We start from the raw sequence: 23320 nt of genomic DNA on the forward strand, positions 1-23320 counted from the left end.
CAGGTACCGCAATCTGGCCGCAGAGGCTCTAGACCAAAGCAAGTGTGGCAATGCGCGATGACACGCCCTAGACTCGATGGGCGGTCTTTTCCAATCCACCAGCTGGAAGCAAACCATGAACAACAATAATAGCCTGCTACGCCACATTCCGTGGCTGGCGCTGGCAGTCATAGGAGCCTGCGCGCTGGGTGTGGTTGCCCTGCGTCGCGGCGAGGCGATCAATGCCTTGTGGATCGTGGTCGCCGCGGTGGCCATCTACCTGGTCGCCTACCGTTACTACAGCCTGTTCATCGCCACCAAGGTGATGCAACTCGACCCTCGCCGAGCCACCCCGGCGGTGCTCAACAACGACGGTCTGGACTACGTTCCGACCAACAAGCACATTCTTTTCGGTCACCACTTCGCCGCCATCGCTGGCGCCGGCCCCTTGGTCGGCCCGGTACTCGCCGCGCAGATGGGCTACCTGCCCGGCACGCTGTGGCTGATCGCCGGCGTGGTGCTGGCCGGTGCGGTGCAGGACTTCATGGTCCTGTTCCTCTCCACCCGCCGCAACGGCCGCTCGCTGGGCGACATGGTGCGTGAGGAGATGGGCCGCATCCCGGGGACCATCGCCCTGTTCGGCTGCTTCCTGATCATGATCATCATCCTCGCGGTGCTGGCGCTGATCGTGGTCAAGGCCCTGGCCGAGAGCCCATGGGGCATGTTCACGGTGATGGCGACCATCCCGATCGCGATGTTCATGGGCGTCTACATGCGTTACATCCGCCCGGGCCGCATCGGCGAGATCTCGGTGGTCGGTGTGGTACTGCTGCTGGCGTCGATCTGGCTGGGTGGCCAGATTGCAGCCGATCCGGTCTGGGGCCCGGCGTTCACCTTCACGGGCGTGCAGATCACCTGGATGCTGGTCGGCTACGGCTTCGTTGCCGCTGTGTTGCCGGTATGGCTGGTACTGGCACCGCGTGACTACCTGTCGACCTTCCTCAAGATCGGTACCATCATCGCCCTGGCCATCGGCATCCTGGTGACCATGCCCGAGCTGAAAATGCCGGCGCTGACCCAGTTCACCGACGGCACCGGCCCGGTGTGGAAGGGCACTCTGTTCCCGTTCCTGTTCATCACCATCGCCTGCGGCGCGGTGTCTGGCTTCCATGCGCTGATCTCCTCGGGGACCACGCCGAAGCTGCTGGACAACGAAGCCAACGCCCGTTACATCGGCTACGGCGGCATGCTGATGGAATCGTTCGTCGCCATCATGGCCATGGTTGCCGCCTCGGTGATCGAGCCGGGCGTGTACTTCGCCATGAACAGCCCGGCCGCGGTGGTTGGCGCCGACGTGGCTTCGGTGGCGCAAACGGTCAGCAGCTGGGGCTTCATGATTACCCCTGAGCAGCTCGAAGCGGTGGCCCGCGACATCGGCGAGCACACGGTTCTCGCCCGTGCCGGTGGCGCACCGACCCTGGCGGTGGGTATCGCGCAGATCCTGCACCAGGTGCTGCCGGGTGAAAACACCATGGCCTTCTGGTACCACTTCGCGATCCTGTTCGAGGCGCTGTTCATCCTCACTGCAGTGGATGCCGGTACCCGTGCCGGTCGCTTCATGCTGCAAGACCTGCTGGGCAGCTTCGTGCCGGCCCTCAAGCGTACCGAGTCGTGGACTGCCAACCTGATCGGTACCGCCGGTTGCGTGGCGCTGTGGGGCTACCTGCTGTACCAGGGCGTGATCGACCCGCTGGGCGGCATCAACACCCTGTGGCCGCTGTTCGGTATCTCCAACCAGATGCTGGCCGGTATCGCCCTGATGCTCGGCACCGTGGTGCTGATCAAGATGAAGCGCGAGCGCTATATCTGGGTCACCCTGCTGCCGGCTGCCTGGCTGCTGATCTGCACCACCGCCGCAGGCCTGATCAAGCTGTTCGACCCGAACCCGGCTGTCGGCTTCCTGGCCCTGGCCAAGAAGTACAGCACTGCGCTGGACGCAGGCCAGGTACTGGCCCCGGCCAAGAACATCGATCAGATGCAGCACGTGATCTTCAACGCCTACACCAACGCCGGCCTGACCATTCTGTTCCTGCTGGTGGTGTTCAGTGTGCTGTTCTTCGCGCTCAAGGTCGGCTACGCCGCCCTCGGCCGCAAAGAGCGCACCGACAAGGAAACCCCGTTCCAGGCCCTGCCTGACGCTTGAGAGGACTGCAGTGATGTTCAACGACCTGGGTCGACTGGGTAAGTACCTGGGGCAGGCAGCCCGCCTGATGGTCGGCATGCCCGACTACGACAACTACGTCGAGCACATGCGCAACAAGCACCCGGACAAACCGGTGATGACGTACGAGGCGTTCTTCCGCGAACGCCAGGAAGCACGTTACGGTGGCAAGTCCGGGCCCAAGTGCTGTTGAACCTGCAACTTGCATGAACCTGTGGGAGGCCGGGCAACCGGCCTCCCACAATCATTTTCTGCTTCAGGAGATTTCTGCGTGCAGACGCCCATTCCCGTTACTGTTCTCACCGGCTTTCTCGGTGCTGGCAAGACCACGCTGCTCAAGCACATGCTCAAGGCCGAACACGGCCTGAAGATCGCCGTGATCGAGAATGAGTTCAGCGAGGCCGGTATCGACAGCCAGTTGCTGGGCGACGAGCCGGTACAGGTCATGACCCTGGCCAACGGCTGTGTGTGCTGCAGCATCCACGGCGACCTGACCCGTGCCCTGTACCTGCTGCTCGAACGCCTGGATGCCGGCGAGATCGCCTTCGACCGCCTGGTGATCGAATGCACCGGCCTGGCCGACCCGGCACCGGTGGCGCAGACCTTCTTCATCGAAGAAGAACTGCGCGATCGCTACATCCTCGACGGCATCATCACCTTGGTCGATGCTGCCCACGCCGAGGTGCACCTGACCCAGACCATCGCCCAGGCCCAGGTCGGTTTTGCCGATCGCCTGCTGCTGAGCAAGACCGACCTGGTCGAACCGGCTGCACTGGAGGCCCTGCGTGAGCGCCTGGCACGGATCAATGGCCGGGCGGCGATCCGCGTGGTTGAACATGGCCGCATCGACCTGGCCGAGCTGCTCGATGTGCGCGGCTTCAACCTGAATCCGGACCTGGGCGCCAACCTCAAGCCGAGCCTGCGCCCGCTGCTCAAGCCGGCCACGCCGGACCGGATTTCCACCTTGGTGCTGCGCACCGAGACCGCCCTGGACATCGACCGCCTCAGCGATTTCATGAACGAACTGCTGGAGGAGCACGGCAAGCAGTTGCTGCGCTACAAGGGCGTGCTGAACATTGCCGGCGAGGACCGTCGCCTGGTGTTCCAGGGGGTGCTCAAGCTCTACGGCTTCGACTGGGATGCCGAATGGGCAGCCGACGAGAACCGCGAGAGCGTGATGGTGTTCATCGCCGATGAACTGCCCGAAGCTAAGATTCGGGCTGGGTTCGAGGCGCTGGCTGCGGGCTGAGCGGGCGCGGCGGCTGAGCCTCGAACCACTGCGGCCACGAGCTGCGGTGGCGTGTCTGGACCTCGATGCACGGGATCAGCCGCTCGGTGAGCACGGCGGTTTGCCGCACGGCCTTGGCGGTGCGGTACTTGACGCTGTGGATGCACTCGCGGTCGCCAAACTCGCAGCGGTTCAGCGCCGTACCACCGCAAGGGCCGTTGGCCAGGCCTTTGGGGCAGGTTTCCGGGCACGTATAGAGGGTGTCCTCCAGGCGGCAGCGGCCGCAGGTATCGCAGCCGGTCAGCGGGCGTTTGACCGCCCGTTCCAGCCCGTGCAGCACCCGGGCCCCACGTCTGGTTGCCCAGAGTGGCTGGCGCACGGCCCAACCGAACGCTTTGCTGAGCCAGTTGGCGCGGCTGAACAGCAGCGAATGGGCGGCGTGCAACACGTGATAACGGGCTTTCTCTTTACTTGAGGCAGTGACGGTCGATTCGCCCCGGCGCCAGTTGCCCGGTGGCGGGTGGAACGTGACGATGGGCAGGCCGGGCATCTGCCAACTGTCGGCCCAGGCCGGCGCCCAGTGTTCTAGAGAGTGGATCTGCGCCTGCCAGTGTTCCAGGCGCTCCTCCAGTGCCCGCAGTTGCTTGAGCTCGTGAATCCCCGACAGGTGCACGCCGGCATAGCCCATCAGCTTCACGCCGATGATCTGCAAGGCCAGGCGATCGACGCTGCGCGCCTGGGCAAAGGCCTTGGACACCTGGCTTTCGGCTTCGAGCAGGTCGTTCATCGAAGGGGTGACGGTCACGCCCGCCACATGCTCGAGCATGGCGGCGCGGCCGTGGGTCAGGCTCATCAGGCAGGCCAGCATCGGTTTGGGCGAGGCCTGGCGTTGCATCCAGTGGATGGCTTCCTGGTGCTTGCTGGCGTCGAAGCCCAGTTGCAGGGTGAGGAAGTCGGCGCCCGCGGCGAGCTTCTTCTCGGCCTTGAAGTACTGTGCACCACCTTCTTCCTCGTGGTACTTGAACGGGTTCAGTGCCGCGCCGAGCAACCAGTGCGGGCAGGCCTGGCGCGCAATCAGCAAGGCCGCGACCGACTCCAGGTAGCGTACCGGGCGTTCACCAGGCTGGTGGCCGGGCAGGCGGTCGCCGGTCAGCAGCAACAACTGATCGAGGCCGGCGGCGTCCATGCGCTGCAGCTGAGCCAAAAGATGATGGCGTTCGCGGTCTTTGCCAGAGAAGTGCGGCAAGGCGGGGAGCGGGGTGTTGAACGAGGCGAGGGCATCCAGTGGCGACATGTCCAGCGGGCTGCCCACGCGGTCGCCGATGGCGACGGTCATCGGCCAGCCGCACAACTGCCCACGGGCCATGATCGCTTCCATCGCGGCGAAGCGTTCCGCCGAGGGCTTGGGGACGAATTCCATGACGCAGACGAAGTGGTTATCGCGCAGCGCGGCTTTCAGCAGGCTCATGGCTCGAGGGCACCTGGAGTATTCAGGTTGGCATTGTGCGGCAGGTTGTCGGTCGGGCTCATGTCTGAATACGTAGGGTGCTGCTCTGAACAAGACATTCAGGTTCGTCGGCATCATGAGCAATTCTTGAGTTCATCTCAAATTTAATGAGTTTGTCTCAGCCGCTCGCGGGTCGGAAAATGCCCTCATTCATTTCGGTACTCTTTTTCGGATCTCTGAGGGACAAGACATGGCACTGGCGCATAACCTGGGCTTTCCACGCTTTGGCAGTGACCGCGAGCTGCGTGCCCGCCACTGGCAAGTGCAGAAGGACGCCGGCATCGAACTGCTGCCAGTTGGCGATTTCGCCTGGTGCGATCAGCCGTTTGCCCAACGCTGGGAGCAGCTGTTCGACGAAGTGACCGAAGCCAAGGCTTTGGGCCATGCAGTCAAACCGGTAGTGATCGGCCCTTTGACCTACCTGTGGCAGGCCAGCAAAGACCACGCCGACCTCGACGCGCTGGAACACCTGCTGCCGCTGTATGACCTGGGCCTGAACCGCCTGGCTGCCCTGGGGGCCGAATGGGTGCAGATCGATGAGCCGATCCTGGCCCAGGAACTGCCGCAGGAATGGAAAAACGCTTTCGAACGTGTCTACAACATCCTGCAGCGTGCTCCGCTGAAGAAGCTGATCGCCACCTACTTCGGTGGCCTGGAAGGCAACCTCGGCCTGGCCGTCAACCTGCCGGTCGATGGCCTGCACGTCGACTTGGTGCAGGCCCCCGACCAGTACCAGACTCTCCTCGACCGGCTGCCGGCCTACAAGGTGCTGTCGCTCGGCCTGGTCGACGGCCGCAACGCCTCGCCATGTGACCTGGAAAATACCCTGAATCTGCTGCGCGATGCCCACGACCGCCTGGGTGAGCGGCTGTGGGTGGGCACAGCCTGCCCATTGCTGCACAGCCCGGTGGAGCAGGCCGTGCACAAGTGCCAGGAAGTCGCGCTGCTGGCCAGGGCCGTCAATGAAGCGGCTGCCCGCGAGTTGCGCGCTACTGCCTGATCATCGCTCGATCGCCAGGGCGACACCCTGGCCACCACCAATGCACAGGGTAGCCAGCCCTTTCCTGGCATCACGCTTGATCATTTCATGCAGCAAGGTCACCAGCACCCGGCACCCGGAAGCACCAATCGGATGCCCCAGGGCAATCGCCCCGCCATTGACGTTGACCTTGCTCGCCTCCCATTCCAGCGCCTTGCCCACCGCCAGTGCCTGTGCGGCAAAGGCCTCGTTGGCTTCGATCAGGTCAAGGTCGGCCAGTTGCCAGCCAGCCTTGTCCAGGCAGCGCTGGGTCGCCGACACCGGGCCGATGCCCATGATCGCCGGGTCCACGCCCGCGCTGGCATAACTGGCAATCTTCGCCAGCACCGGCAGCCCCAGGGCCTGGGCCTTGCTGGCGCTCATCAGCAGCACCGCAGCGGCGCCGTCGTTGAGGCTGGAGGCGTTGCCGGCGGTGACGCTGCCGTCCTTCTTGAAGGCCGGGCGCAGCTTGGCCAGCGATTCGGCGGTGGTGTCTGGACGCGGTTGTTCATCACGGTCGAAGACTTTCGGCTCGCCTTTTTTCTGCGGCATCACGATCGGCGTGATCTCGTCCTTGAAACGGCCCGCTTCGATCGCCGCCACGGCCTTGCGCTGCGACTCGGCGGCGAAGGCGTCCTGCTGCTCACGGCTGAGGCCGTATTTTTCCACCAGGTTCTCGGCGGTGATGCCCATGTGGTAGTCGTTGAAGGCATCCCACAGGCCGTCGCTGATCATGCTGTCGATCAGCTGGCCATGGCCCATGCGCTGGCCAGTCCGTGCCGATGGCATCACATACGGCGCCAGGCTCATGTTCTCCTGGCCACCGGCAATCACCACCTCGGCGTCACCACAGCGGATCGCCTGCGCCGCCAGGTGCAGGGCTTTCAGGCCCGAGCCGCAGACCTTGTTCAGGGTCAGTGCTGGCACGCTGTAGGGCAGGCCGGCCTTGATCGCGGCCTGGCGCGCCGGGTTTTGCCCGGCACCAGCGGTGAGCACCTGACCGAGGATCACTTCATCGACCTGGGCCGGGTCCAGCCGGGTCTGCTCCAGCAGCTGCATGATCACTGCTGCACCGAGGTCGACGGCCGGCACATTGGCCAGGGCACCCTGGAAGCTGCCGATGGCGGTACGGGTTGCGGCGACGATGACCACGTCGTTCATGTTGTTGTTCTCCGGGCAATGGGCGTAGTGCTGCCAGCATCGGCGGGTTTGGTTGATTTGTTAAGTTTGATTTTCTTTGTGATTGATGTGAAAAGCCAATCAATGAGGGCTGGGCTCGTCGCGGGACATTCAGGCCCCCCCGCAGCCAGCGAAGATCAGGCAGCCGGACACTGATGTGTCACACAATGAATCCCCCCGCCACCCGCCGCAATCGCGTCGATATCCAGCTGCACGATATCCCGCCCCGGATACAGTACGGCGAGTAACGCCCGGGCTTTCTCATCGGCCTGCACATCGCCGAACTGCGGAGCGATGATCGCGCCGTTGATCACGAAGTAGTTGATATACCCCGCCGCAAAATCATTGTTGCCCTGGCTGAACCTGTTGCGCCGCCCGCGCATGGGCGGCGATACCACATGCACCTGCAAGCGCCTGCCTTCGGCATCGGTGGCTCTCTTGAGGATCTCAAGATGCTTGCGGGTCACCGCGTGGTCATAGGAGGCCGGGTCGTTGTCCAGGTTGGCGATCACCACCCCCGGGCGCACAAAGCGGGCATAGAAGTCCACATGCCCGTCGGTGATGTCTTCGCCGGCGATACCCGGCAGCCAGATGACCTTGCTCAACCCCAGGCGCGCCTTGAGCTCGGCCTCGACGTCGGCCTTGCTCCAGCCCGGGTTGCGGTTGGCGTTGATCCAGCTGCTCTCGGTCATGATGCCGGTGCCGTGGCCGTCCACCTCGATGGCGCCGCCTTCGCCCACCAGCTCGCTGCGCTGGTAGCGGGCGTCGGCCAGGGTGGCCACGCGCCTGGCCAGCTGCGCGTCGTTCTGGTGGCGCTGCTTGTTGCCCCAGCCGTTGAAGTTGAAATCCACCGCGGCGACGGCGCCGTCATCGTCGACGACGAAGTTGGCGCCGATGTCGCGCATCCAGATGTCGTCCAGACTGCATTCGACAAAGCGTATGTTGTGGCTGGCGCAGTGCCGCTCGGCCAGTCCGCGTTCGCTGGGGCGGCAGAACACGGTCACTGGCTGGTAGCGGGCGATGGCCTGGGCGATGCGGCCCAGGGCGGCTTGCACGTCGGCGGTGAAGTCTTCCCAGATGGCCTCCTGGGCACCAAAGGCGATGAATGCACGCTGCTGCGGCTCGCCCTCGTCGGGCATGAACCAGCGCCCGGGTTGCTCGGCGCGGGCCAGGCCCAGCGGCAGGCCGAGGCCGGCTCCCAGGCCTGCGGCCAGCGACAGTTGCAGGAAGGTTCTACGGCTGGGCATGGGTCAGTCCTGTGCAGTCTTGAAGCGGGTCCACACACGCATGCGTGCACGCATGTCGGCCTGTGGAATATCCCGGCCCGGAATCAGCCGGGCGTAGGTGGCTTCGTCGAGGTAGATGTCGGGGTTGTCGCGCATGCGCGGGTCCACCGCCTGGCGAGCCTTGGCGCTGGCCGTGGGGTAGCCGGTGAAGTTGCTGATGGCGGCCATGTTCGCCGGGCGCATGACGAAGTTGATGAAACGATAGGCGTATTCCGGGTGCTGGGCATCCGCCGGAATGGCCATGGTGTCCATCCACACCGTGGTGCCCTGGCGCGGTACGCGGTACTGGAAGTCGAGGTGCTTGCCGGCAGAGTCGGCGGCGCGCTGGGCCTGGATCACGTCGCCGCTGTAACCCAGCGACAGGCACAGGTTCTCGTTGACCAGTTCGGTCACCGGTTGCGACTGGAACTTGCGTATGTACGGGCGCACCGCCTTGAGCAGTTCGCTGGCGGCGGCCAGGTCTTCACGCTTGGCGCTGCGCGGTTCGCGGCCCAGGTAATTGAGCACCACGGCCAGCACTTCATCGGGCGAGTCGATGATCGAGATGCCGCAATCGGCGAACTTGGCGGCCAGCTCTGGTTTGAACAGCAGGTCGAGGTTGTCCAGCGGCGCATCGGGCATGCGCTGGCGGACTTTCTCGGCATTCGCGGTCAGGCCGATGGTGCCCCAGGTGTAGGGCACCGTCGCCTGGCTGGCTTTCGGGTACTGGGCATGCAGCTTGCGCAGGCCGGGCTCGATATCGTCCAGGGCTTCCAGGCGGCTGTGGTCGAGTGGCTGCAGGCTGCCGGCACGCATCAGGCGCTCAGCCACGGTATCGCCGGGGAATACCAGGTCGTAGCCACTGCGCCCGGACATCAGTTTGGCTTCGAGTACCTCGCTGCCGTCCATCACGTCGTAGATCACCTGGATGCCGGTTTCGGCGGTGAATTGCTTGAGGGTGTCCCCGGCGAAGTAATCGGCCCAGTTGTACAGGCGCAGGGTGGGCTGGTCGGCCTGGGCCTGGCTGGCGCAGATCGCCAGGGCCAGTGCTGCGAAAACGTGGCGTTTCATGCTCAGGGCCTCAGGCTGTGATATCCCCAACGCCATCGGCTACCAGGAGAAGGAGTACTTCAGCCCCGGCGACACCGGTTTCAAGATTTGGGACACCGCCTTCGGCCGCCTGGGCATCGGTATCTGCTGGGACCAGTGGGTCTTGCGGTACACACCCAGCAGTTGGCCGTCGGTATCGGCCACGGTCAGCGAGTTGAAGAAGGCATTGCCGGCCCGTTCATACCAGCTCAGCGGCAGCACCACACCCAGCTCGCCGGCCAGGGCGGCGAAACGCTGAAGGATCGGGCTGCTCGGGTAGGGCTCGGCCAGTGCCTGGTGCTTGTGGTCCTGCTCGATGCAGAAGTAGGTCGTGGCGAACAGCTCTTGCAGCAGGATCACCTGAGCGCCCTCGGCGGCAGCCTGGCGTACCAGTTGCTCGGCGCGGTCGAGGTTGTCGGGCAGGTTCCAACTGCAGGGCATCTGGGTGGTGGCGATACGCAGAAGGCTCATGGCTGCACCTCTGGCTGCTGTTGGGTGATGCAGTGGATACCGCCGCCGCCGTGGGCGATGGCATCGATGCGCACCGGCACGATTTCACGGCCCGGGAAGGCGTGTGCGAGTTGCTCGGCGGCGTCCTGGTCGGCGGCGATGCCGTAGGCCGGCATGATGATCGCGCCGTTGGCGATGTAGAAGTTGGTGTAGGACGCGCAGAACACTTCGGCGTCCTGGTCGACTGCGGCGCTGGCTTCATAGAGGTCGAGCAGTTCGAAATGGCGGCCCTGTGCATCGGTAGCGAGTTCCAGGGCGCGGCGGTTTTCGCGGACCACGTCGGCATAGACCGAGCCGTGATCGTGGGTGGCATCGACCAGCAGCACACCTGGGCGGGCAAAGGCACACACGCCATCGACATGGCCGTCGGTCATGTCGCCGGTGACGTACTGCGGGTCGCCAGGCAGCCAGATGGTCTTGCGGATGCCCAGGTAACGGGCGAAACAGGCCTCGAATTCGGCCTTGTCGATACCGGGGTTGCGGTTGCGGTTGAGCAGCACCGATTCGGTGGTGATCAGCGTGCCTTCACCGTCGACATGAATCGCGCCGCCTTCGTTGCACAGGAAGGTGCTGAAACCGTCCAGGCCCAGCTGATCGAGGATGCGGCGGCCGAGGCTGCGGTCCTGTTCGTGCCGGGACTTGCCGCCCCAGGCATTGAAGCGCCAGCTCAGCCCGGCCAGGCCGTGCTGTGGGTGGCAGACGAAACTCGGGCCGCTGTCACGGCACCAACTGTCGTCCACCGCCAGTTCGATCAGTTCGATGTTGGCACCGCACAGGGTGCGGGCACTTTGCAGGGCAGAAGGGTCGACGACCATCTTCACCGGCTCGAAGCGGGCAATGGCTGCCGCTACACGGGCGTAGTCGCGCTGCACGTCGGCCAGGCTGACGCGCCAGCCGCTTTCCCATAGCGCCTGGTTGTGTGGCCAGACCATCCAGGTCGCCGCGTGGCGGGCCCATTCGGCAGGCATGCGCCAGCCGCTGTCGAGGGACAGATGCATAGTGAACTCCGATCTATTAAGGATTTTTATCAACGAAGCCCGCCGTCGCGGGTGTTGGTGTCCATGCTATGGCTATGAAGACACGGCGACAAACGATAGATTTAGCCGATATCTGATTAGCAGGGCTTATCGATCATGCTCAAACACTGGCCACCGCTCAATGCACTCAGGGGCTTTGAAGCGGCCGCACGGCTTGGTAGTTTCCACAAGGCTGCCGAAGCCCTGAACCTCACCCAGTCGGCGATCAGCCAGCAGATCCGCAGCCTGGAAACCTACCTGGAACAGCCACTGTTCTACCGCAGTGGCCGCAGCGTCAGCCTGACCGATGCCGGGCATGACCTGCTCAGCACCACCCAGTCCATGTTGCAGCACCTGGCCGTGGGCATTCGCCGCCTGGAGCAGTACCGCAAGCCCAATCAACTGGTGGTCAACACCAGCCCGGCCTTCGCCCGGCACTGGCTGTTGCCGCGCCTGGCCGATTTCCATCAGCGTTGCCCGCAGGTCGATCTGTGGCTGTTTACCAGCTTCGAAGTGCCGGACATGGCCAGCGAAACCATCGACCTGGCCATTCGCGACGACCTTAGTGCCCAGGCCGAGTGCAGCTTTACCGTGCTGCATCACGACCAACTGTATCCCGCCTGCCACCCTGGGTTGCTGCAAACCCCTGCGCAGCAGCGCACCACCCTGCATGGCGAGCGCGAAATGGACTGGAGCCATTGGCAACTGGAAGGCGGCGAGGAGGTGGGGCAGCAGGGCAAGGGGCTGAATTTCTCCGACCCTGGGTTGCTGCTGGATGCCGCAAGCGAAGGGCTGGGTGTTGCCCTGGTCAGCCAGTTGCTGGCGCAGCGGGCGGTGGGCGAGGGGCGCCTGCAGGCGCTGTCTGCGCAGCGGGTGCGCGGGCCGACCTGGGCCTGCCTGGTGCACCGGGACAGCCAGGACGATCCGCTGGCCCGGCAGTTTCTGGGTTGGCTACGCGGTGAGTTGCAGGCATGACCGGCGTTTGAATCCCCTCAAACACCCCGTAATATGTGTCGGATAACCTGCGGGGGTAGTCTCACCCTCTGATCAATCGGAATCGCCCCTGTGGCGCTTTCCCCGGCATAAACCTGACGAGGTACAGACATTGGCCATCATTCATCCTAAGGTTCGCGGTTTCATCTGCACCACGACTCACCCGAAGGGCTGCGAGCTCAACGTCCGTGACCAGATCGAAGCCACCCGCAAGCTGGGCGTGCGCGAGGATGGCCCGAAGAAGGTCCTGGTCATCGGTGCTTCCAGCGGCTACGGCCTGGCTGCCCGCATCACTGCGGCCTTCGGCTTCAAGGCCGACACCCTGGGCGTGTTCTTCGAAAAGCCAGGTACCGAGACCAAGGCCGGTACCGCTGGCTGGTACAACGCCGCTGCCTTCGACAAGTTCGCCAAGGCCGAGGGCCTGTACAGCAAGTCGATCAATGGTGACGCCTTCTCCGATGAAGCCCGTGCCAAGGTCATCGAGCTGATCAAGAACGAAATGGGTGGCAAGGTCGACCTGGTCATCTACTCGCTGGCTTCGCCCGTGCGCAAGCTGCCGCAAACCGGTGAAGTGATCCGTTCCGCGCTGAAGCCGATCGGCCAGCCGTACAAGTCGACCGCCATCGACACCAACAAGGACGCCATCATCGAGGCCAGCATCGAGCCGGCCTCCGAGCAGGAAATCGCCGACACCGTTACCGTCATGGGCGGCCAGGACTGGCAGCTGTGGATCGACGCCCTGGCGGGCGCTGAGGTGCTGGCCGAAGGCGCGCGCACCGTAGCCTTCAGCTACATCGGCACCGAAATCACCTGGCCGATCTACTGGCACGGCGCCCTGGGCCAGGCCAAGCAGGACCTGGACGAAACCGCACTGCGCCTGGACAAGAAGCTGGCCGCTGAAGTCAAGGGCGGCGCCAACGTGGCGGTGCTCAAGTCGGTGGTCACCCAGGCCAGCTCGGCCATCCCGGTGATGCCGCTGTACCTGTCTATGGTGTTCAAGATCATGCAGGAAAAGGGTGTGCACGAAGGCACCCAGGACCAGCTGGATCGCATGTTCCGCGATCGCCTGTACCGCGCCGATGGCGCCCCGGCCGAAGTGGACGAAAAAGCTCGCCTGCGCCTGGACGACTGGGAACTGCGCGACGACGTGCAGGACGCGTGCAAGGCCATGTGGCCACAAGTGACCACCGAGAACCTGTTCGAGCTGACCGACTACGCCGGTTACAAGAAGCAGTTCCTCAACCTGTTCGGCTTCGAGCGCGCTGACGTCAACTACGACGAAGACGTGGCCACCGATGTGAAGTTCGACTGCATCGAGCTGTAAGTCGATGTAAAAGATGGGGGCCAATACAGGCCCCCATTTTTTTTGCTAGTTTTGGCGCACAACAACAGGAAGTGCGCCATGAGCAGCCTCACCCAACCCGCCACTGCCTTTCGCCAGGCCACGGCCGACGGCTACAGCCTCGGCGGCTTTTGCTGGCGCCACGCCCAGGCAGATGCCCAGCGCCCGCTGGTGATCATCAACGCGGCCACCTCGGTGCGCTGCCGCTATTACTCGCGCTTTGCCGACTACCTGTTCGCCCAAGGCTGCGATGTACTGACCTACGACTATCGCGGTATCGGTGAATCACGCCCGCACTCGCTGCGCGGCTTCCAGGCGTCGTGGAGCGATTGGGGCCGGCTGGATTTCGAAGCCATGCTGGCGCACGCCGCCGAGCATTTTCCCGGCCAGCCGGTGGATGTGGTGGGCCACAGTTTCGGTGGCTGCGCCGTGGGCCTGGCGCCGTCGGCCGGGCAGGTGCGGCGGGTGGTGATGGTCGGCGCGCAGTTCGCCTACTGGCGCGACTATGCCGCCGACCAGCGCTGGCGGCTGTTTGGCAAATGGCATGTGGTGATGCCGTTGCTGACCCGTGCGTTCGGTTACTTCCCCGGCAAGCGCCTGGGGTGGCTGGAGGACACCCCGGCGGGTGTCGTGCATGACTGGGCCACGCGCACACCGCGTTATGAGCAGCGCCCGAGCGGGCGCGGCCTGGCCATGCTGCCTTTCGCCCAAGTGCAGGCCGCAACGCTGGCCATCAGCCTGACGGACGATCCGTTTGGCACGGTGGCGGCGACCGAGCGGTTATTGGCGTACCTGTCAGCGGCGCAGCGGCTGCATTTGCGGATTGCGCCTGTGGATATCTCGGTCGATGAGATTGGCCATTTTGCGTTCTTCCATGACCGGTTTCGCGAAAACCTGTGGCCGATTGCGTTGCAGTGGTTGCAGCAGGGCGGGCTGGCAGATGGCGTGCCGGGGACGAATATCAGTTGAAATGCTGGGCCGCAAAGCGGCCCTCGCCATCTCAAGCTTTGCGCGAAAGCGGCAGCTCGGCGAACTTCACACCGGCCAGCCCGTGCTTGATCAGCGCACGGATGTTGCCATGGTCACTGCCCTCAGGGGTGGCCAGCACGTCGCGGTAGTGCTCGCCGAAGGCCAGCAGCGCTTCCTGGTCGCTCAGGCCTTCCAGCAGGGCCAGGCCCAGGGTCTTGCACGAACCTTCGTTCTGCCCGGCGGCATTCTCCACGCCACCGTTGTTGAAGGCCTGGGGCTGGTAGCTGTAGTTGCCGGCGATGAACGCCAAGGTATCGGCGAAGACGTGTTGGCCGCTGGCCAGGCTGCTGCGCAGGGTGTTCAGATCAGTCACGAGGTTTTCCTTGTTCAAACGCCGCTTGCTGCTCGGCGCTGGCTTCTTTCTGGTATTGGGCTTTCCACTCGGCGTAGGGCATGCCGTATACCGCTTCGCGGGCGTCATCCAGGCTGATGTCGACCTCGCGCTCGTCAGCGGCGGCCTTGTACCACTTGGACAGGCAGTTGCGGCAGAAGCCGGAAAGGTTCATCAGGTCGATGTTCTGCACGTCGGTGCGTTTCTGCAGGTGTTCGACCAGGCGCCGGAACGCGGCGGCTTCGAGTTCGAGCTGTTGTTGCTCAGTCATGGCAGTCTCTCAGATCATGCGGTTCTTCAGGTGGCGGCCACCGTTGATGACCACCTGGCTACCGGTACTGTACTGGCTGGCGAGCAGGTATTTCACCGTCTCGATCAGTGGCCCGGCGCCGGGTTCGAATTCCAGCAGGGCCTTTTTCAGGGTCTGCTGGCGGTAGGCCTCGTCACCGCCTTCCTTGAGGATCAGCAGGCCGGGGAGGATACCGTTGACGTGCACCTTGGGCGCGTATTTTTCGGCGAACGACAGCACCATGTTCTGCAGTGCAGCCTTGGTCGCGGCGTAGCCGATGTGGCCTTTGCTGCCGCGTGAGGAGGTTTCGTCGCAGATGTGGATGATATCGGCCTTGTCGACCTTGTTCAGCAGCTCGCCGAGCGCCAGGTTCAGGTGGTACGGCGCTTCGACGTGCAGGCGGAACATGGTGTCGAGGTTGTCGAGGCCGTCGTCGAGCCACAGCGAGGCGTTGTGGATGATTGCACGCAGGCCGTCGTAGTTGCGCTGCAGGTGGTCGATCAACGCTTCACGGTCGGCCCTGACGCAGAGGTCGGCCTGGAACTGCACGATGTTCGGGTGCGCGGACTGCGGCTGGAGGCTGCGGCTGGCACTGACCACCGTATGGCCGGCCTGAGCCAGCTCGAGGGCCAGGGCCAGCCCGACGCGCTGGCTGGCGCCGGTAACGAGAATAGGGCTGTTCATGTGCGGGCGGTCAACTTGTCTGTCCTGTCGTTGCCGCCCAGCATACCCGAACTGTTCGCGCTTGTATGACCTCGCCTCAGCGGCTGCGCAGCGCCGGGCTGGCGGTTGGCGTGGCGTGCAGCCAGTTGGCCAGCAGGCGGGTAGACAAGGGGATGAAGAAGTAGACCATGACCGGCGTCAGGGCCAGCGTGCTGAGCATGACCCGGGGTAGCAGCTCGAACGTTGCGAGCCAATGGCCGAACAGGACGTTGAACAGCAGCGAGACCGGGAAGAAGGCCAGCCAGATGGCCACGGCCTGCTTCCAGCGCGGTGGTTTTTGCACCGTATTAGTGCCGAACCAGTCGTCAATGCCGCTGACGCGCCTCTCTTTGGGGCGTTCGAACAGGCCGTTACCGCGAGCCAGCCAGGCCCGGCGCGATGCGGAGTGCTCCCAGGCGTGCAGGGTAGGCTCGTCGCTAAAGCGGAAAATGATCTGGAATTCGTCGTTGTCGCGGGGTGGGGCGAGGATGCCCGAGCCGAGGTAACCGGGGAAGTCGGTGGCCAGCTGCTCGCCTTCGTGCAGCCAGGCCAGCAGGTCCTGGTAGCGGCCATGGGCGGCGCGGCGCGACACCATCAGGGTGACGGGTGGGGTAGACATCGTGTATCTCCTGGCGACGGGGCTGGCGGGTAGCCGGCCCCTTGGCTGCGTGGCCCGGGGTGGTGGGCAACGTCAGCCTGCATGCAAGAATCGGGCGCGAAGCATCCTGCTGGTGACAATACGGCCTTAACAATTGTTCGCAAACGGTTGCTGGCTCGCACTGCATGATGTCGTAGTAGAATGCCCGTTCAACTTCCGCACACAGGTTACTCAGTGCAGATGAACAAACAGGGACGTAGCTCGGAAATCGAGGCAGGCCTGCACCACCAGGACCTGTTCCCCATTCGTGAGGTTTCCCGCCTGACCGGCGTCAACGCCGTGACCCTGCGTGCATGGGAGCGCCGCTACGGGCTGATCCAGCCGACACGCACCGAAAGTGGTCACCGGTTGTATTCCCAGGCGGATATCGAACAGGTCCGGAGCATCCTGGGTTGGCTCGAACGTGGCGTTGCAGTCAGCAAGGTTGGCGGCATTCTGGCCCGCGGCCAGGCCGCCGCCCAGGGCGTGATTTCGCCTGACTGCAGGGCACAGTGGCAGGCTCAGGTGCGCAAGGCTGTGAATCGCTTCGACGCGTCGAGCCTGGACCTGCTGTTCGACCAGGTGTTCGCGACAATCGCCCTGGACCAGGTGTTCAGCGAAGTGTTCTTGCCCGTCTGGCATGATCTGGCGGCGGGGCAGGGGGCATTCGGCCAGGCCAGCGAGTGGCTGTTCCTCGACCAGTTCCTGCGTGGCCGGGTGTTCTCCCGTTTGCAGCTTTCTCGTCAGCCGCGCGTCCGCCATGTGCTGCTGGCCCCGCTTCCCGGGCTGTGCCATGAACTGGAACTGCTGGTGACCGGCTTGCTTCTGGGCAGTGAGGACATCGGCGTGAGTCTGCTCATGCCCGGCCAGTCGCTGGAAGAATTGCCGCTGGTGTGTGAGCGCCTGCGGCCGGATGCCCTGGTGCTGTTTGCCAACCATTCGCCCACAGTCGAATTGAACAAGCGCCTGAGGCGCCTGGCAGCAGGCCTGGAATGCCCATTGCTGTTAGCTGGCGAGGCGGCCGAAAACGCCCAGGACAGTCTCGCCGGCAGCCCGGTTGCGTGCCTGGGTGCGCAAAGCGAGTTGATGCGGCGCCGCTTGCGGCAGTATCTGGCCGGTCAGCTCGATACCTGATCGTGCAGTTCTGGATGGGCCTGGCGGTGGGCCTGCAGGATGTACTCACGCAGCCGGTCGATTTCTTCGGCGGGGCTGCGGCTGAGGTCGTAGGCGGCCAGGTCCGGGCCGATACGCCGGCGCAGCCTGCCATGCAGGCCGATCGGGCTGATGCCATGCGGGGCAAAATGCAGGTCGAAACGCGATGGGGCTTTGGCCAGGCCACGCACCTCGAGCAACGCACCCTTGAATGAAATATCCCGGACCAGCAGGCTACTGGCCTTGCCCTTGGCATCCAGCAGTGCGCTGGGCTGCTCCATCGACAGGCGCCAGGGGCGCAGCATCGGGCCGTCGTCTTCGTAGATTTCCGGTGAGCCGATCTGCAGGTGAACGGCATGGAACTCGTCTTCCACCAGCTGCAGCGGGAAGCTGATCTGCTGGTTGTTGAATTGCGCCTGCAGGGTCACCTGCTCGTTGGCCACCAGGCGGGCGAGCAGGGACTGGATATGGCGGTCGCCATTGACCAGCAGGCTCGACACCGGGTCGGCCAGGTTCAATTGCGGGGAATGCTGCATGTCCTGGATGAAATCCAGTTCGTCCTGAGTCAGGAGCGTTTCTGCTTGCATGATCGAACTCGGTGATGAGGATTTCTTCAACGGGAATTGACCGTGCTCAAAGCGCTTGGTTCAGCCGCGTTCGTCGGAATTCCGACGAGCGTGCATTTCGGCCAGTTCGCGCTCAAGTTCTACCTGGCGGCTGACGTCTTTCTGGATACCGATGAAGTAGGTGCGCTGATCGGCATCGTGCCTCACCGGGGTGATCGACAGCTCGTTCCAGAACGCGCTGCCATCCTTGCGGTAGTTGCGCAGTATTTCACGGCAGGGACGGCCTTCGGCCAAGGCCTTGCGAATGCGTGCCCGGCCCAGTTGATCGCGATCATCGGCCTGCAGGAAGCGGCAATCCTGGTAGAGGATTTCGTCACGGCTATAGCCGGTCAGGCGTTCGAAGGCCGCATTCACGTAGATCAGGATGGTGTCGTCGCCTTCCTGTTCGGCGACCACGATCCCGTCGTTGGATGCGTCGACCATCGATTGCAGCAGCTGCGCGTTGATCATGTCCGGACCATGGGGCAATGAAGGGGACTTTGGTAGAGCCGGCCTTTTGCCAGCGCCGAATGCTAGTATCCTACGTTTTCACTCAGTTTCGGAATCCTCTTCCTGATGAAAGTCGCCATTATTTCCGGCTCGGTGTACGGCACCGCCGAAGAAGTTGCCCGCCACGCCGAGTCGTTGCTCAAGGCTGCAGGCTTTGAAGCCTGGCATGCTGCCCGTGCTACCCAGCAGGATCTCGAGGGTTTTGCCCCTGAAGCGTTGCTCGCGGTGACTTCGACCACTGGCATGGGTGAATTGCCGGATAACCTGATGCCGCTGTTCAGCAGCATTCGCGACACCCTGCCCGCGGCCTGGCGGGGGCTGCCGGGCGCGGTGATTGCCCTGGGTGATTCGAGCTATGGCGATACCTACTGCGGCGGTGGCGAGCAGCTGCGCGAACTGTTTGCCGAGCTGGGGGTACGGGAAGTGCTGCCGATGCTCAAGCTCGATGCCAGCGAGACCGTGACTCCAGAAGCTGATGCCGAGCCATGGCTGGCAGCGCTTGCTCAAGCACTGAAAGCCTGAGGTATTTCGTCAGCCTGCGCTGGCCGGCTCATGCTTGCTCCCGCAGCAATGCGAGCCAGGCCTGTGCCGCGCGCGACAGGTAGGCTCCACGCCGCCAGATGAAAGCGATATCCCAGCGCAGATCCGTCGGCGCCCTCAGCGGCAAGCGCACCACCCCGGGGCGCTCCAGCGCTTTTGCTACCACACGGGGCAGCAGCACCACGCCCTGGCCCGCCGCGACCAGCGCCACCAGGAAGTCCGCCTGGCCGCTGCGGCCACCTTCCTTCGGGGTGAAGCCTTGCTGCTGGCAAGCCTTGAGCAAGCGATCGTTGAGCACGAAGCTGCGCTGGTAGAGCAGGAAGGGTGTATCCGCCAACTGCTTCAGGCTCACCTGGTCCAGCCCGGCCAGCGCATGCCCGGTTGGTAACAGGGCATCCAATGGTTCATTGCAAAACGGCTGGTACTCGAACGCCGGGTCGCTCGGGGTGAGGCTGCCGCCCAGCTCCAGTTCGCCATTCCTCACCGCCTGTTCGATGCTAAGGCTGCCGCCTTCAAGCAACTGAATGGCGATGTTCGGATGGCGCCTGCGGTATTCGGCGAACAACCCGGCGAACAAGGTATCGCTGCCCAGCATCGGCAAGCCCAGGCGCAACTCGCCGCGCGCCATCTGGCTGAGATCGTCCAGCTCACTGAGCAGCTCCTGACGCTGGCGCAGCAGCGCTTCGCCGCGCTCCAGCACGATGCGCCCGGCTGCCGTCAGATGCAGCTGCGAGGCCTGGCGCTCAAGCAGCGGCTGGCCCACATCTTGCTCCAGCTGGGCGACCTGCTTGCTCACGGCGGACTGGCTGATATGCAAGGTCTGGGCGGCTTGGGTAAAGCCGCCGCGATGGACCACTTCGATGAAACTGCGCAGCTGTTTGAATTCCATGCTCGTGATTCCATTGTGGAATGGCTGCAAGTCTAACAATTCGCTTTTGGCCTAGGCAGCCAAATCTTAAAATGAGGGCCTGTCGAGGAACCGCTGCCCATGAAACCCGCATTATTGAAAAAGCCCCTGCGCCTGCTCGCCGAGCTGGCGGTCCTGCTGGCCTTGTTCCTGTTCGGTGGCCAACTGGCCACCTGGCTGGGTTGGCCGATCCCTGGCGGGGTGATGGGCCTGGGCCTGCTGTTGCTGCTGTTCGCCTGCGGCGTGCTCAAGCCGGCCACCTTGCAACTGGGGGCTGGCTGGCTGATGGCGGAAATGCTGCTGTTCTTCATCCCGGCCCTGATGAGCCTGCTCGATTACGGCAGCCTGGTGCGCAGCGAAGGTTGGCGCATCCTGCTGGTCATCGCTGTGAGTACCCTGATGGTCATGGTGGTGACTGCCGTGACCGTGGAACTGGTCTGCCGCTGGAGGCTGCGCCATGAGCCTTGAACCCATGCCGCTGTTCTGGCTGGCACTGACCTTGGTGGCCTACCTGGCCAGCCGCTGGCTCTATCGGCGCACCGGGCGCTACCTGATGTCGCCACTGATCCTGGTCCCGGCCTTGCTGTTGGCGGTGGCCGTGCCGCTGCACACGGCCTACGCCGAATATTCGCGCAACACCCATTGGCTGATGAGTGTGCTGGGCCCGGTGACCGTCGCCTTTGCCGTGCCGATCTGGCAACAGCGGGCGATGCTGGCGCGGCATTGGCCGGCGCTGCTGGTGGGCATGGTGGCGGGCAGCGCGGCGTCGATCGCCAGTTCGTGGAGCCTGGCGCACCTGTTGGCACTGGATGATGCGATCAGCCTGTCGCTGGTGCCGCGTTCGATCACCACGCCCTTTGCCATGCCGCTGGCCCATGACCTGGGCGGCGTGCCAGAGCTGACAGCGGTATTCGTGATGTTCACCGGGGTGCTCGGTGCGATGTTCGGCGGCGTGCTGCTGCGCTGGTTGCCGCTGCGTACACCGCTGGCGCGGGGTGCACTGTTCGGTGTGGGCGCGCATGGTGCCGGGGTCAGTCGGGCTCAGGAAGTGGGCCGTGAAGAGGGTTCGGTGGCCGGCCTGGTCATGGTCCTCACCGGGCTGCTCAACCTGTTCGCCGCACCGCTGCTGGTGATCCTGCTGTGACCGTTCGTGCCACTGACCCGCTCGGTCATCAAGCTGGCTGGTAACGCAAGTTTCATCTGCTGGGCTGCTGATTACACTCAACCTCGACATAGAGAGCACATGAAAGTGCCGAGGTGACATGCAATGACCGCAGCCTTGCCCTATTCCGACACCACCACTCCACCGGGACAACTCTGATGCCTATGGCCGAGATTCCATTGCGCGTCTGGCGTACCCGGGGACAAAGTTTTTCATTCCGGGGCCAGAGCATCCGCTACTGGACCGCAGGGCAAGGAGAGCCCCTGCTTCTGTTGCATGGATTTCCCACCGCGAGCTGGGATTGGCATTACCTGTGGGCTCCGCTGAGCCAGCGCTTCCGGGTGATTGCCTGCGACATGCTCGGCTTTGGCGATTCCGCCAAGCCACTCAACCACTACTACAGCCTGATGGAGCAAGCGGACCTGCAGCAGGCTCTGCTGACGCATCTGGACATTGACCAGCCGATGCACCTGCTGGCGCACGACTACGGTGGCAGCGTGGCTCAGGAACTGCTGTCGCGCCACCACGAACAGCGCGCCGACATCGCCAGCTGCGTGTTCCTCAACAGTGGGCTGTTCCCGGAAAGCTGTCAGATACCACGGGTCCAGAAGCTGCTGCTCAGCCGCCTGGGCTGGCTGGTGGGGCGTTCGTTCGGGCGCGACGACCTGGTGCGCAACGTGACCCAGATCTACGGCCCGTGCACCCACCCCAGTGAAAGCGCGCTGGACGATTGCTGGAGCCTGATTGCCGCCAACAACGGCACGCGCATCCTCCACAAGCTGGTGGGCTACCAGCCTGAGCGCAGGCAGCATCGCGAGCGCTGGGTCGGGGCATTGCAGCGCGAGGGTGTACCGCTGCGGTTCATAAACGGCATCGCCGACCCGTTGTCCGGCGCGGATATGGTCGAGCGCTATCGGCAGCTGGTGCCTAACCCCGATATCGTGCAACTGCAAGGGATCGGCCATTACCCGCACACCGAAGCGCCAGCGCAGGTGCTGCGCCATTACCTGGCCTTTCGCGAACAGTTGCTGAGCTACCTGCCGCAGAAAGTTGCTTGGTCCTGAACCCGCTATCTCACAGGCGCTACACCTATCAAGCCATGCACACGCCCATAAAAAAGGCCGCTGCAAACGCAGCGGCCAATCGAGACGTTAGATCAAGGAGCTTCAAAATCAACGTCGGTGAACCTCGCGGGCCTGAAAGGCGGGGGGAGAGCCCTTCATGCCGGCCAGTGAGGTAAGAATAAGCGCTTGATCCTGTGGGAAAAATAGCGGCTTGTGACATTCACCTTTACGTTTCGGGCAACAGTGCCGGGCGGGTGTTTCAGGCCGCTGGCGAGTAGCCCATGCGCCAACTGGTGTCCCGCGCTGCCGCCAGCAGGCGCTGTGCTGCCGGGCCGTGTTCATCGGCATGGAAGATCGAGGTCGGGCCGACTACCGTCATCACCGCCGCGATCTGCCCCATGGCGTTGAACACCGGCGCAGACAACGCATCCACACCTGGCATCAACAGGCCGTGCACGTGGTGCAAGCCCCGTTCGCGGATCTCTGCCAGCAAGCCTTGGTAATCGCTGGCGCTTTGCTGCAGCACTGCCAGTTCGCGGTCACGCAACTCCACGGTCTCCCGCTCGGGCAGATGGGCGGCAAACACCAGGCCGGTGGAGGAACTGAGCAGGGGCAGCACCGAGCCTATCTGGGTCACCACCGTGACCGCACGCACGGCGGGCTCGATGCTCACCACCGTAGCGCCCTGGTTGCCCCATACCGCGATGAAGCAACTCTCGTTCAGCTCATCGCGCAGTTGCGACAGCGGCAGCGCCGCCACTTTCAGCACATCGATGCTGCCCAGTGCCGCCAGCCCCACGCGCAACGCCTCACGCCCCAGGCCATAGTGGTTGGTGGCGGCATCCTGCTCGGCAAAACCACTGGCGATCAGCGCCTGCAGGTAGCGGTGCACCTTGCTTGCCGGCATCTGCACATGCTCGGCCAGGCGCGACAGCGAGGTGGACGGGGACAGTTCAGCGAGGGCCTTGAGGATGTCGGTGCCGACTTCCGCCGAGCGGACTTTCTGCTTGCCGTTGTCGGCGGGGGAGCTGGCTTTGGCCATGGG

24 protein-coding genes and 3 pseudogenes are annotated in these 23320 nt (G+C 63.9%); 13 read left to right on the forward strand and 14 right to left on the reverse strand.

Annotated features, from left to right (window positions below; genetic code table 11):
• The first annotated feature begins 115 nt into the window (after nt 1-115).
• The 3 genes from ABE528_RS16905 (at nt 116) to yjiA (ending at nt 3449) form a co-directional block, all read left to right on the forward strand.
• Entirely contained in the window at nt 116-2182 is a 2067-nt protein-coding gene (locus ABE528_RS16905) for a carbon starvation CstA family protein (RefSeq protein WP_060508693.1), read from the forward strand.
• Nucleotides 2183-2195: 13 nt separating this feature from the next.
• Nucleotides 2196-2393 carry a YbdD/YjiX family protein gene (locus tag ABE528_RS16910; RefSeq protein WP_054887128.1) on the forward strand — a complete coding sequence of 66 codons (198 nt, stop codon included), beginning with the start codon at nt 2196-2198 and terminating at the stop codon, nt 2391-2393.
• 78 nt (nt 2394-2471) lie between these two features.
• On the forward strand, nt 2472-3449 hold the full coding sequence (gene yjiA, locus ABE528_RS16915; RefSeq protein WP_346653559.1) for a GTPase: 978 nt from the start codon (nt 2472-2474) through the stop codon (nt 3447-3449).
• Here the strand turns inward: yjiA and ABE528_RS16920 are convergent.
• On the reverse strand, nt 3409-4896 hold the full coding sequence (locus tag ABE528_RS16920; RefSeq protein WP_346653560.1) for a methylenetetrahydrofolate reductase C-terminal domain-containing protein: 1488 nt from the start codon (nt 4894-4896) through the stop codon (nt 3409-3411). The two genes, yjiA and ABE528_RS16920, sit on opposite strands and share 41 nt — an antisense overlap.
• A 229-nt stretch (nt 4897-5125) precedes the next feature.
• Here ABE528_RS16920 and ABE528_RS16925 point away from each other — a divergent pair.
• Nucleotides 5126-5899: pseudogene (locus ABE528_RS16925) on the forward strand (5-methyltetrahydropteroyltriglutamate--homocysteine methyltransferase); the annotation flags it as partial.
• A 36-nt stretch (nt 5900-5935) separates the two neighbouring features.
• Here ABE528_RS16925 and ABE528_RS16930 read toward each other — a convergent pair.
• The 3 genes from ABE528_RS16930 to ABE528_RS16940 all read right to left on the reverse strand — a co-directional run bounded on the left by ABE528_RS16930 (nt 5936) and on the right by ABE528_RS16940 (nt 9468).
• Complete coding sequence (locus tag ABE528_RS16930) at nt 5936-7114, reverse strand: acetyl-CoA C-acetyltransferase (protein WP_346653561.1); 1179 nt, start codon at nt 7112-7114, stop codon at nt 5936-5938.
• Between the two features lie 155 nt (nt 7115-7269).
• Nucleotides 7270-8379 (reverse strand): agmatine deiminase family protein, encoded by a 1110-nt coding sequence (locus ABE528_RS16935; protein WP_346653562.1) that lies wholly within the window; start codon nt 8377-8379, stop codon nt 7270-7272.
• 3 nt (nt 8380-8382) lie between these two features.
• Nucleotides 8383-9468, reverse strand: coding sequence for an extracellular solute-binding protein (locus ABE528_RS16940; protein WP_346653563.1), 1086 nt, complete (start codon nt 9466-9468; stop codon nt 8383-8385).
• Between the two features lie 22 nt (nt 9469-9490).
• Between ABE528_RS16940 and ABE528_RS16945 the strand changes: the two are divergent.
• A pseudogene (locus ABE528_RS16945) lies at nt 9491-9607 on the forward strand (nitrilase-related carbon-nitrogen hydrolase); the annotation flags it as partial.
• Here ABE528_RS16945 and ABE528_RS16950 read toward each other — a convergent pair.
• A pseudogene (locus ABE528_RS16950) lies at nt 9604-9957 on the reverse strand (nitrilase-related carbon-nitrogen hydrolase); the annotation flags it as partial. The pseudogenes ABE528_RS16945 and ABE528_RS16950 overlap by 4 nt on opposite strands.
• Complete coding sequence (locus tag ABE528_RS16955) at nt 9954-10994, reverse strand: agmatine deiminase family protein (protein ID WP_152957027.1); 1041 nt, start codon at nt 10992-10994, stop codon at nt 9954-9956. The gene ABE528_RS16955 and the pseudogene ABE528_RS16950, both read right to left, overlap by 4 nt.
• Before the next feature lie 135 nt (nt 10995-11129).
• On the opposite strand from ABE528_RS16955, the gene ABE528_RS16960 reads away from it, so the two are divergent.
• The 3 genes from ABE528_RS16960 (at nt 11130) to ABE528_RS16970 (ending at nt 14316) form a co-directional block, all read left to right on the forward strand.
• Nucleotides 11130-11987 (forward strand): LysR substrate-binding domain-containing protein, encoded by an 858-nt coding sequence (locus tag ABE528_RS16960; RefSeq protein ID WP_346653564.1) that lies wholly within the window; start codon nt 11130-11132, stop codon nt 11985-11987.
• Between the two features lie 130 nt (nt 11988-12117).
• Nucleotides 12118-13329 (forward strand): enoyl-ACP reductase FabV, encoded by a 1212-nt coding sequence (gene fabV / locus ABE528_RS16965; protein WP_152957029.1) that lies wholly within the window; start codon nt 12118-12120, stop codon nt 13327-13329.
• 78 nt (nt 13330-13407) lie between these two features.
• The gene (locus tag ABE528_RS16970) at nt 13408-14316 is read left to right on the forward strand and encodes an alpha/beta fold hydrolase (RefSeq protein WP_346653565.1); all 909 of its coding nucleotides are present in this window, start codon (nt 13408-13410) and stop codon (nt 14314-14316) included.
• Between the two features lie 31 nt (nt 14317-14347).
• Here ABE528_RS16970 and ABE528_RS16975 read toward each other — a convergent pair whose 3' ends face one another.
• The 4 genes from ABE528_RS16975 to ABE528_RS16990 form a co-directional block, all read right to left on the reverse strand.
• Nucleotides 14348-14689, reverse strand: coding sequence for a HopJ type III effector protein (locus ABE528_RS16975; RefSeq protein WP_261941555.1), 342 nt, complete (start codon nt 14687-14689; stop codon nt 14348-14350).
• Nucleotides 14682-14978, reverse strand: a complete 297-nt coding sequence (locus ABE528_RS16980) for a DUF1244 domain-containing protein (protein WP_346653566.1) — start codon at nt 14976-14978, stop codon at nt 14682-14684. Before ABE528_RS16980 ends, ABE528_RS16975 begins: the two co-directional genes overlap by 8 nt.
• Before the next feature lie 9 nt (nt 14979-14987).
• Complete coding sequence (gene folM / locus ABE528_RS16985; RefSeq protein WP_152957033.1) at nt 14988-15680, reverse strand: dihydromonapterin reductase; 693 nt, start codon at nt 15678-15680, stop codon at nt 14988-14990.
• Nucleotides 15681-15756: 76 nt separating this feature from the next.
• Nucleotides 15757-16317 (reverse strand): antibiotic biosynthesis monooxygenase, encoded by a 561-nt coding sequence (locus ABE528_RS16990; RefSeq protein ID WP_152957034.1) that lies wholly within the window; start codon nt 16315-16317, stop codon nt 15757-15759.
• Between the two features lie 219 nt (nt 16318-16536).
• On the opposite strand from ABE528_RS16990, the gene ABE528_RS16995 reads away from it, so the two are divergent.
• On the forward strand, nt 16537-17469 hold the full coding sequence (locus ABE528_RS16995; RefSeq protein WP_346653567.1) for a MerR family transcriptional regulator: 933 nt from the start codon (nt 16537-16539) through the stop codon (nt 17467-17469).
• Here ABE528_RS16995 and ABE528_RS17000 read toward each other — a convergent pair.
• Both ABE528_RS17000 and ABE528_RS17005 read right to left on the reverse strand, forming a co-directional pair.
• Nucleotides 17454-18074 carry a hypothetical protein gene (locus ABE528_RS17000; RefSeq protein ID WP_346653568.1) on the reverse strand — a complete coding sequence of 207 codons (621 nt, stop codon included), beginning with the start codon at nt 18072-18074 and terminating at the stop codon, nt 17454-17456. The two genes, ABE528_RS16995 and ABE528_RS17000, sit on opposite strands and share 16 nt — an antisense overlap.
• Before the next feature lie 60 nt (nt 18075-18134).
• Nucleotides 18135-18563 carry a PAS domain S-box protein gene (locus ABE528_RS17005; RefSeq protein ID WP_103449064.1) on the reverse strand — a complete coding sequence of 143 codons (429 nt, stop codon included), beginning with the start codon at nt 18561-18563 and terminating at the stop codon, nt 18135-18137.
• 105 nt (nt 18564-18668) lie between these two features.
• On the opposite strand from ABE528_RS17005, the gene ABE528_RS17010 reads away from it, so the two are divergent.
• The gene (locus ABE528_RS17010; RefSeq protein ID WP_152957037.1) at nt 18669-19124 is read left to right on the forward strand and encodes a flavodoxin; all 456 of its coding nucleotides are present in this window, start codon (nt 18669-18671) and stop codon (nt 19122-19124) included.
• A gap of 28 nt (nt 19125-19152) precedes the next feature.
• Here the strand turns inward: ABE528_RS17010 and ABE528_RS17015 are convergent, their stop codons facing one another.
• Nucleotides 19153-20031, reverse strand: coding sequence for a LysR family transcriptional regulator (locus tag ABE528_RS17015; RefSeq protein ID WP_152957038.1), 879 nt, complete (start codon nt 20029-20031; stop codon nt 19153-19155).
• Between the two features lie 99 nt (nt 20032-20130).
• On the opposite strand from ABE528_RS17015, the gene ABE528_RS17020 reads away from it, so the two are divergent.
• The 3 genes from ABE528_RS17020 (at nt 20131) to ABE528_RS17030 (ending at nt 22275) form a co-directional block, all read left to right on the forward strand.
• Complete coding sequence (locus tag ABE528_RS17020; protein ID WP_346653569.1) at nt 20131-20517, forward strand: CidA/LrgA family protein; 387 nt, start codon at nt 20131-20133, stop codon at nt 20515-20517.
• Nucleotides 20507-21193, forward strand: a complete 687-nt coding sequence (locus tag ABE528_RS17025; protein ID WP_152957039.1) for an LrgB family protein — start codon at nt 20507-20509, stop codon at nt 21191-21193. Before ABE528_RS17020 ends, ABE528_RS17025 begins: the two co-directional genes overlap by 11 nt.
• 176 nt (nt 21194-21369) lie before the next feature.
• Nucleotides 21370-22275, forward strand: coding sequence for an alpha/beta hydrolase (locus ABE528_RS17030; RefSeq protein WP_152957040.1), 906 nt, complete (start codon nt 21370-21372; stop codon nt 22273-22275).
• A gap of 259 nt (nt 22276-22534) precedes the next feature.
• Here the strand turns inward: ABE528_RS17030 and ABE528_RS17035 are convergent, their stop codons facing one another.
• Nucleotides 22535-23317: an IclR family transcriptional regulator gene (locus ABE528_RS17035; protein WP_152957041.1), complete on the reverse strand. Its 783-nt coding sequence runs from the start codon at nt 23315-23317 to the stop codon at nt 22535-22537.
• Nucleotides 23318-23320 lie beyond the last annotated feature (3 nt).

It is taken from the genome of Pseudomonas sp. TWI628, assembly GCF_039673865.1.
In the GTDB taxonomy this organism is placed as follows: domain Bacteria; phylum Pseudomonadota; class Gammaproteobacteria; order Pseudomonadales; family Pseudomonadaceae; genus Aquipseudomonas.